Annotated in this window: 7 protein-coding genes; 3 read left to right on the plus strand and 4 right to left on the minus strand. The window is 61.7% G+C overall.

The window, feature by feature from the left end; translation table 11 throughout:
• Positions 1–8: 8 nt before the first annotated feature.
• The 4 genes from pheA to mtnA form a co-directional block, all read right to left on the minus strand.
• Positions 9–1103 carry a prephenate dehydratase gene (pheA, locus tag J1G37_RS25535; RefSeq protein ID WP_003172650.1) on the minus strand — a complete coding sequence of 365 codons (1095 nt, stop codon included), beginning with the start codon at positions 1101–1103 and terminating at the stop codon, positions 9–11.
• Positions 1103–2188 carry a 3-phosphoserine/phosphohydroxythreonine transaminase gene (gene serC / locus J1G37_RS25540; protein WP_207046220.1) on the minus strand — a complete coding sequence of 362 codons (1086 nt, stop codon included), beginning with the start codon at positions 2186–2188 and terminating at the stop codon, positions 1103–1105. Before serC ends, pheA begins: the two co-directional genes overlap by 1 nt.
• Before the next feature lie 243 nt (positions 2189–2431).
• Positions 2432–5086 carry a DNA gyrase subunit A gene (gyrA, locus tag J1G37_RS25545; RefSeq protein ID WP_207046222.1) on the minus strand — a complete coding sequence of 885 codons (2655 nt, stop codon included), beginning with the start codon at positions 5084–5086 and terminating at the stop codon, positions 2432–2434.
• A gap of 423 nt (positions 5087–5509) precedes the next feature.
• Positions 5510–6580, minus strand: coding sequence for an S-methyl-5-thioribose-1-phosphate isomerase (gene mtnA / locus J1G37_RS25550; RefSeq protein ID WP_207046224.1), 1071 nt, complete (start codon positions 6578–6580; stop codon positions 5510–5512).
• Positions 6581–6689: 109 nt separating this feature from the next.
• Between mtnA and J1G37_RS25555 the strand changes: the two genes are divergently transcribed.
• From J1G37_RS25555 to mupP, 3 genes are all read left to right on the plus strand, one after another.
• On the plus strand, positions 6690–8021 hold the full coding sequence (locus J1G37_RS25555; protein WP_207046226.1) for a TRZ/ATZ family hydrolase: 1332 nt from the start codon (positions 6690–6692) through the stop codon (positions 8019–8021).
• A gap of 64 nt (positions 8022–8085) precedes the next feature.
• On the plus strand, positions 8086–8784 hold the full coding sequence (gene ubiG, locus J1G37_RS25560; RefSeq protein WP_017734479.1) for a bifunctional 2-polyprenyl-6-hydroxyphenol methylase/3-demethylubiquinol 3-O-methyltransferase UbiG: 699 nt from the start codon (positions 8086–8088) through the stop codon (positions 8782–8784).
• A gap of 4 nt (positions 8785–8788) precedes the next feature.
• Complete coding sequence (gene mupP, locus J1G37_RS25565; RefSeq protein ID WP_207046228.1) at positions 8789–9460, plus strand: N-acetylmuramic acid 6-phosphate phosphatase MupP; 672 nt, start codon at positions 8789–8791, stop codon at positions 9458–9460.
• Positions 9461–9633: the final 173 nt, after the last annotated feature.

Raw genomic sequence — 9633 nt, forward strand, 5'->3', positions numbered from 1 at the left:
TTAACGCCTCACAAAACCGCTTTCGGGTAGGAGCCCAGCACCTTGAGTGCCACCGCTTCCTGACTGATTTTCTCCAGCACACCCTTGACCAGCGGGTCGCGGTGATGGCCGATGAAGTCGATAAAGAACACGTAGGTCCATTTACCGCTGCGCGAAGGACGAGTCTCGATGCGCGTCAGGTCAATCCCGTTGTCATGGAACGGCACCAGCAGCTCATGCAGCGCGCCGGGCTTGTTGCTCATGGAGACGATGATCGAGGTCTTGTCGTCGCCAGTCGGCGGCACTTCCTGGCTGCCAATCATCAGGAAGCGCGTGGAGTTATCCGGGCGGTCCTCGATTTTCTCAGCCAGGCGTGTCAGGCCGTACAGGCCCGCTGCCATATCACCGGCGATCGCCGCCGAATTCCACTCGCCCTTGACCCGCTTGGCCGCTTCGGCGTTGCTGGACACCGCCACGCGCTCGACATTCGGGTAGTGCGCATCCAGCCACTTGCGGCACTGGGCCAGGGACTGCGCATGGGAGTAGATACGGCTGATGCTGTCGGTCTTGGTGTTCTCGCCCACCAGCAAGTGGTGGTGGATACGCAGCTCGACTTCGCCGCAGATCACCATGTCGTGCTCAAGGAAGCTGTCCAGGGTGTGGTTGACCGCGCCCTCGGTGGAGTTTTCCACCGGGACCACGCCAAAATTCACCGCACCGGCTGCCACTTCACGGAACACTTCGTCGATCGCTGCCATTGGCTTGCTGATCACCGCGTGACCGAAGTGCTTCATGGCCGCCGCTTGGGTAAAGGTGCCTTCAGGGCCGAGGTAAGCCACTTTCAGCGGCTGCTCCAGGGCCAGGCACGACGACATGATTTCACGGAACAACCGCGCCATCTCTTCGTTACCCAGCGGCCCTTTGTTGCGCTCCATCACGCGCTTGAGCACCTGGGCTTCACGCTCAGGCCGGTAGAACACCGGCACTTCACCTTCCGCCAGGGACGCCATCTTCACCCGCGCCACTTCCTGGGCGCATCGCGCACGCTCACTGATAAGCTCCAGGACCTTCTCGTCCAGGCTGTCAATGCGTACGCGCAGGGCCTTGAGTTCTTGCTCAGACATTAGCCGTGTTCCTTTTCGAACTCTGCCATGTAGGCAACCAGCGCGTTGATCGCGTGGATGTCGACAGCGTTGTAGATGGAGGCGCGCATGCCACCGACCGAACGGTGACCCTTGAGGTTGAGCAGGCCGCGTTCGTCGGCGCCGGCCAGGAACGGCTTGTCCAGGCGGTCGTCAGCCAGGCGGAACGGTACGTTCATCCACGAGCGGTCGCTGAGATTGATCGGGTTGCTGTACAGGCCGCTGGCGTCGATGAAGTCGTACAGGGTGCGCTTCTTCTCTTCGTTGAGCTTGCCCATGGCGGCGACACCGCCCTGCTCTTTCAGCCACTCGAACACCAGGCCGGACAGGTACCAGGCGAACGCCGGCGGGGTGTTGTACATCGAGCCGTTATCGGCCGCGACCTTGTAGTTGAGCATGGTCGGGCACAGCGAACGGGCGCGACCCAGCAGGTCTTCACGGATGATGTTGACCAGGATGCCGCTCGGGCCAATGTTCTTCTGCGCGCCGGCGTAGATCATGCCGTACTTGGACACGTCGATCGGGCGCGAAAGGATGTCCGAGGACATGTCACACACCAGCGGCACGTCGCCCACTTCCGGCACCCAGTCGAATTCCAGGCCGCCGATGGTTTCGTTCTGCACGTAATGGACGTAGGCCGCATCCTTCGACAGCTTCCACTCGTTCTGACCTGGAATGGCGAAGTAGTCGTAGGGCTTGGCGGTACCGGCGACGTTGACGTTGCCGTAGCGCGAGGCCTCTTCAATGGCCTTCTGGCCCCAGATACCGGTGTCGATATAGTCGGCAGTGCCATCTTCCGGCAGCAGGTTCAGTGGGATCTGCGCGAACTGCTGGCTGGCGCCGCCTTGCAGGAACAGCACTTTGTAGTTTGATGGGATGTCCAGCAAGTCGCGCAGATCCTGCTCGGCCTTGTTGGCAATGGACACGAACTCATCGCTGCGATGGCTCATTTCCATCACAGAGAGGCCTTTTCCATGCCAGTCGAGGAGTTCACCCTGCGCACGCTGCAGGACTGCTTCAGGAAGCGCCGCGGGACCGGCACAGAAGTTATAGGCTCTCTTGCTCACATCCAATCTCACTCTGATCTGGTGGGGCTGCAATCATGTTCGGCAACACCCTTTCTCTGGAGCGAACCCTTGTGGGAGCTGGCTTGCCTGCGATAAGGGCACCTCGGTATCGCAGTGATACCGCGGCGCTGCCATCGCAGGCAAGCCAGCTCCCACATTGACCGCGTCCAGCCAAAGGACATGTTGTTTCAAAGGGGACAAACAACAAGGGGGCGAATCTTCATCCGCCCCCTGTGTGTCCGCTTATTCCTGCGGTTCTTCTTCGTCTGCGGCAGCGTCGAGGGTTGGCTCGTCCACGTTGTCATCGCCGCTTGCGATCACCTCGCCATCGAAGCCTTCACCTTCCAGCTCCTCGCCTTCGACTTCCGATGGCTCCTGGACTCGCTCCAGGCCCACCAGTGTCTCGTCGCTGGCCAGCTTGATCAGCGTCACGCCCTGGGTGTTACGGCCCAGGCTCGACACTTCGGCCACACGGGTACGTACCAGGGTGCCCTGGTCGGAAATCAGCATGATTTCCTCGCCATCGAGCACCTGGACCGCGCCGACCAGACGGCCGTTGCGGTCGTTGCTGACCATGGCGATCACGCCCTGGCCGCCACGTTTGTACTCCGGGAACTCGCTGATGGCAGTACGCTTGCCGTAACCACGCGCCGAAGCGGTAAGGATCTGGCTGCCTTCTTCCGGGATCAGCATCGAAATCAGCTTCTGCCCTTCTGGCAGGCGCATGCCGCGCACACCGCGGGCGGTACGGCCCATGGCGCGAACGTCGGATTCCTTGAAGCGCGTTACCTTGCCACCGTCGGAGAACAGCATGACTTCACGCTCGCCATCGGTGATGGCGGCGGAGATCAGTACGTCACCTTCGTCCAGTTCCAGGGCGATCAGACCCACGCTGCGCTGGCGACTGAAGGATTCCAGCGGGGTCTTCTTGACGGTGCCTTTGGCAGTCGCCATGAAGATGAAGTGACCTTCGGTGTATTCCTCGACCGGCAGCATGGTGGTGATGTACTCATCACTGTCCAGCGGCAGCAGGTTGACCAACGGACGACCACGGGCGGCACGGGAGGCTTCCGGGATCTCGTAGGTCTTGAGCCAGTACACCTTGCCCTTGCTGGAGAACAGCAGCAGCGTGGTGTGGCTGTTGGCCACGAGCAGGTGAGCGATGTAGTCCTCGTCCTTCACGCCGGTAGCCGATTTGCCTTTACCACCACGGCGCTGGGCCTGGTAGGCAGCCAAAGGCTGGGTCTTGGCGTAGCCACCGTGGGAGATGGTCACCACGCGCTCTTCTTCCGGGATCATGTCACCCAGGGTCAGGTCGAGGCGGGCATCGAGGATCTCGGTGCGACGCACGTCGCCGTATTCGGCGCGGATCACTTCCAGTTCTTCGCGGATCACTTCCATCAGGCGCACGGCGCTGCTGAGGATGCGGATCAACTCGCCGATCTGGTTGAGGATCTCCTGGTACTCGGCCAGCAGCTTCTCGTGCTCCAGGCCGGTCAGGCGGTGCAGGCGCAGCTCCAGGATGGCCTGGGCCTGTTCCGGCGACAGGAAGTACTTGCCTTCGCGCAGACCGTATTGTGGGTCCAGGGTCTCTGGACGGCACGAATCGGCACCGGCACGCTCGACCATCGCTACCACAGCGCTGGACTCCCAAGGCGTGCTGATCAGCGCTTCCTTGGCTTCCGACGGGGTTGGCGAGGCCTTGATCAGGGCGATCACCGGGTCGATGTTCGACAGCGCAACCGCCTGGCCTTCCAGGATGTGGCCGCGCTCGCGGGCCTTGCGCAGTTCGAACACGGTACGGCGGGTGACCACTTCGCGGCGGTGACGCACGAAGGCTTCGAGCAGATCCTTGAGGTTCAGGATGCGCGGGCGGCCGTCGATCAGTGCAACCACGTTGATACCAAACACGCTTTGCAGCTGGGTCTGGGCGTAGAGGTTGTTGAGGATCACCTCAGGCACTTCGCCACGACGCAGCTCGATCACCACGCGCATACCGTCTTTATCGGACTCGTCGCGCAGTTCGGTGATGCCTTCCAGCTTCTTCTCTTTGACCAGCTCGGCGATCTTCTCGATCAGACGCGCCTTGTTCAGCTGGTAAGGCAGTTCGGTGATGACGATCTGCTGACGGCCACCGACCTTGTCGATGTCTTCGATCATCGAGCGGGCGCGCATGTAAATGCGGCCACGGCCGGTGCGGTAGGCTTCGATGATGCCGGCGCGACCGTTGATGATCGCGGCGGTCGGGAAGTCCGGGCCGGGAATATATTGCATCAGCTCATCGACGGTCAGCTCAGGGTTGTCGATGAGGGCCAGGCAACCGTCGATGACTTCACCGAGGTTGTGCGGCGGGATGTTGGTCGCCATGCCCACGGCGATACCGCTGGAACCGTTGACCAGCAGGTTGGGAATACGGGTTGGCATCACAGCCGGGATCATTTCGGTGCCGTCGTAGTTCGGCACCCAGTCCACGGTTTCTTTGTGCAGGTCAGCCAGCAGCTCGTGCGCCAGCTTGGTCATGCGCACTTCGGTGTATCGCATGGCCGCGGCGTTGTCGCCGTCGACCGAACCGAAGTTGCCCTGGCCGTCTACCAGCAGGTAGCGCAGGGAAAACGGCTGCGCCATCCGAACGATGGTGTCGTACACCGCAGTGTCGCCGTGAGGGTGATACTTACCGATCACGTCACCGACAACACGGGCAGATTTCTTGTACGGCTTGTTCCAGTCGTTACCCAGCTCGCTCATCGCGAACAGCACACGCCGGTGCACGGGCTTCAAGCCATCGCGCGCATCAGGCAGTGCCCGACCGACAATTACGCTCATCGCGTAGTCGAGGTAGGACTGTTTCAGCTCGTCTTCGATATTGACCGGGAGGATTTCTTTGGCCAGTTCGCCCATGAGAAGCCTGATTCCTTTTTCGGGTGAAACCTCGTCACATCCATATGGGACGAACGAAGCTCGCCGCTGCCGGCACGGTGCCTGACAACGACTTACGACAAATCAACGAGTTATGACACGGATCTGCACGTTATAGGCAACCCCTCGGGGCGGCCTTGGAAACCGCCGGATGTTATCACAATCGCCGCCACGCACCTATCCCCCAGATGCGCATGGAGCATAGTTAGTTGACGGGTGACAGGCTTGAGGGGGACGAGAGGGGCTTAGAGAAGCGTTGAGGCTATTTTTTGTGGGTAGATCCGAGGGTTTTGTTGACTTTGAGGGCCAATCGCAGGCAAGCCAGCTCCCACATTTTAATCGGCGTACACCGTCAGTGTGGGAGCTGGCTTGCCTGCGATAGCGATTTCAGTGGCAAAAGAGCCCTCAATGCAGACGCTTACGGCATATCAACTTGGCCATCTTGGCCACATCCGGCCGTTCGACAATGCCCTTCTCCGTGACGATCACGTCGATCAGATCCGCCGGCGTCACGTCAAACACCGGATTGAACGCATCCACCCCCAGGCGCTGCCCGACAATCTCCAGCAACTCGCCCGGATCACGCTCTTCCAGCGCGACGTCATCGCCCGTCGCCATCATCAAATCGACGGTCGAACTCGGCGCCACCACCATAAAGCGCACACCATGGTGCATGGCACACACGGCAAGCTGGTAGGTGCCGATCTTGCTGATCACATCGCCATTGGCGGCAATGCAATCGGCGCCGACGATCACCCAGGTCACGCCTTTGGTCTTGAGGATATGCGCGCCCGCCGAGTCGGCATTCACCGTCACCGGGATGCCCTCGCCCGCCAGCTCCCAGGCAGTCAGCCGCGAGCCTTGCAGCCAGGGGCGGGTTTCGTTGGCGTAGACCTGCTCGACCATGCCTTCCAGGAAGGCCGCGCGAATCACCCCAAGGGCCGTGCCCACACCACCCGTAGCCAAGGCGCCGGCGTTGCCATGGGTCAGGATCGCTTGGGCGTTGCCCTGGTGCTTGCGGATCAGCTCGACGCCCAGCTGGGCCATGTTCAAGTTGGCTTCCCGATCACTTTCATGAATCGCAATGGCCTCAGCCTCCAGCACTGCCAGCGGATCAGCGTGCTTTTTGAGCCGGTCCAGACGGTCGCGCATGCGTTTCAGGGCCCAGAACAGGTTCGCCGCGGTGGGACGGCTTTCAGCCAACAGTGCGTAGTCTTCTTCCCATGCAGCCTGCCAGTCACCGCCCTCGGCGATACGTTCACGGGCGGCGAGCACCAGGCCATAGGCCGCGCTGATGCCGATGGCCGGCGCACCGCGCACGACCATGGTGCGAATCGCTGCGGCCACCGCCTCAACCGTGGAGCACGCCACCCAGCTTTCCCGGGACGGCAAGGCACGCTGATCGAGCAGGTACAGCGCGCCATCACGCCAATCGATGGCCTTCACTTTCTCCGCAGCCAACAGTCGATCGCGCATCCCTTACTCCGCACTCATGAACAAAAGCCGCCGATTATAGCGATCCGCCAGCCAGGACGCTCGGGTATACTTCGGCCTTCTTTTATAGCTGCCTGGGAAGAAGCCCGCGATGACCGCCACTGCCGCCCCGCTCGACTTGGTATTACTGCCCACCTGGCTGGTGCCCGTCGAACCTGCCGGCGTGGTGCTCAAGGAACATGGCGTGGGCATCCGTGATGGGCGCATCGCCTTTATCGGCCCACGGGCGGCGGCATTGAAGCTGGCAGCCACCGAGGTCCGCGAGTTGCCGGGCATGCTGCTCAGCCCCGGCCTGGTCAACGCCCACGGGCATGCGGCAATGAGCCTGTTTCGCGGCCTGGCCGATGATTTGCCGCTGATGACCTGGCTGGAAAAACACATCTGGCCCGCCGAGGCCAAGTGGGTCGATGAGGCGTTCGTACGCGACGGCACCGACCTGGCCATCGCTGAGCAGCTCAAGGGTGGCATCACCTGTTTCTCGGACATGTACTTCTACCCCAAGGTCGCCAGTGACTGCGTGCATAACAGCGGCATGCGTGCGCAGATCGCGATTCCGATCCTCGACTTCCCGATTCCCGGCGCCGGCAGCGCCGACGAGGCCATCCGCCAGGGTGTCGAGCTGTTCGGCGACCTCAAGCACCACCCGCGCATCAAGGTCACCTTCGGCCCCCACGCGCCCTACACCGTGTGCGATGCCAACCTGGAAAAAATCCGCGTGATCGCCGAAGAGCTGGACGCCGCGATCCACATGCACGTGCACGAAACCGCCTTTGAAGTGCAGCAAGCCGTCGAACAGACCGGCGAGCGCCCGCTCGCACGCCTGGGCCGCCTTGGGCTGTTGGGCCCGCGCTTCCAGGCCGTTCATATGACCCAAATCAGCGAGGACGACCTGGCTTTGCTGGTAGAAAGCAACACCAGCGTGATCCACTGCCCGGAATCGAACCTGAAACTGGCCAGCGGCTTCTGCCCGGTAGAGCGCCTGTGGCAGGCTGGCGTCAATGTGGCCATCGGCACCGATGGCGCCGCCAGCAACAATGACCTCGACCTGCTGGGTGAAACCCGCACGGCAGCGATGCTGGCCAAGGCCGTCGCCGGCTCGGCCACCGCCCTGGATGCCCACCGCGCCTTGCGCATGGCCACCCTCAATGGCGCACGGGCCATGGGCCTGGAAAGCGAGATTGGCTCACTGGAAGTCGGCAAGGCGGCGGATATGGTCGCCTTCGATCTGTCGGGGCTGGCGCAACAACCGGTCTACGATCCAGTCTCACAGCTTATATATGCCACCGGACGGGATTGCGTGAAACACCTTTGGGTCGCCGGCAAGCAATTGCTCGACGATCGGCAATTGACCCGCATGGATGAACAGCAACTGACCGCCACGGCCATGGCCTGGGGCAAGCGCATCAGCGGGCACCACGAATAACGCTGGCCTTGACGCCGCACGTTCAAGACCGACAAACCGATTTATCAGATTTAGAGGATGCACCATGAGCAACGTCGACCACGCCGAAATCGCCAAATTCGAAGCCCTGGCTCACCGCTGGTGGGACCGCGAAAGCGAGTTCAAGCCCCTGCACGACATCAACCCGCTGCGGGTCAACTGGATTGACGAACGCGTCAACCTGGCCGGCAAGAAGGTGCTGGACGTCGGCTGCGGCGGCGGCATCCTCAGCGAAGCCATGGCCCAGCGCGGCGCCACGGTGATGGGTATCGACATGGGCGAAGCGCCACTGGCCGTGGCCCAACTGCATCAGCTGGAATCCGGCGTGAACGTCGAATACCGCCAGATCACCGCCGAAGACCTCGCCGAGGAAATGCCCGAGCAGTTCGACGTGGTCACCTGCCTCGAAATGCTCGAACACGTGCCGGACCCGTCCTCGGTGATCCGCGCGTGCTTCCGCATGGTCAAGCCAGGCGGCCAGGTGTTCTTCTCCACTATCAACCGCAACCCCAAGGCCTACCTGTTCGCGATCATCGGCGCCGAATACATCATGAAGCTGCTGCCGCGTGGCACCCATGACTTCAAGAAATTCATCCGCCCGTCCGAGCTGGGCGCCTGGAGCCGCCAGGCCGGGCTGACCGTCAAGGACATCATCGGCCTGACCTACAACCCGCTGACCAAGCACTACAAGCTGGCCAGCGACGTCGACGTCAACTACATGATCCAGACCCTGCGCGAGGAGTAAGCCTGTGAAGTTGCGAGCGGTTCTCTTCGATATGGACGGTACGCTGCTGGACACCGCGCCGGACTTTATCGCCATCTGCCAGGCCATGCGCGCCGACCGCGGCCTGGCGCCGATCAACGATGCGCACATCCGCGATGAAATCTCCGGCGGTGCGCGGGCGATGGTCGCCGTGACCTTTTCGATGGACCCGGAATCCCCAGGCTTCGAAGAACTGCGCCTGGAGTTCCTGGAGCGTTACCTCAAGGGTTGCGCGGTGCACAGCAAACTGTTCGACGGCATGGCCGAACTGCTGGCGGACATCGAGAAGTCCAAGCTGGTGTGGGGCGTGGTCACCAACAAGCCGCTGCGCTTTGCCGAACCGATCATGCAGCAACTGGGCCTGGCCGAGCGCTCGGCCCTGCTGATCTGCCCGGACCACGTGAAAAACAGCAAGCCGGACCCGGAGCCGATGATCCTGGCGTGCAAGATGCTCGACCTGGACCCGGCCAGCGCGTTGTTCGTGGGCGATGACCTGCGTGACATCGAGTCTGGCCGCGATGCCGGCACCCGCACCGCGGCGGTGACCTACGGCTATATCCACCCGGACGACAACCCACGCAACTGGGGCGCCGACGTGGTGGTGGACCACCCGCTGGAACTGCGCAAGGTGCTGGATAACGCACTGTGCAGTTGCTGATTGCTTACCTATCTCAAAACCGCTGATGTCAATGTGGGAGCTGGCTTGAACTGGCCTAATGAATTTGGACACATCAATAGGGCACTATGATGGCGCCCAAACCTGAGGTGTGCAGATGATGCGAAAGTCCTATTCCAGCGAGTTCAAACTCAACGCCGTAAGCATGGTGATTG

Source organism: Pseudomonas sp. Marseille-Q1929 (assembly GCF_017316265.1).
Classification (GTDB): domain Bacteria; phylum Pseudomonadota; class Gammaproteobacteria; order Pseudomonadales; family Pseudomonadaceae; genus Aquipseudomonas.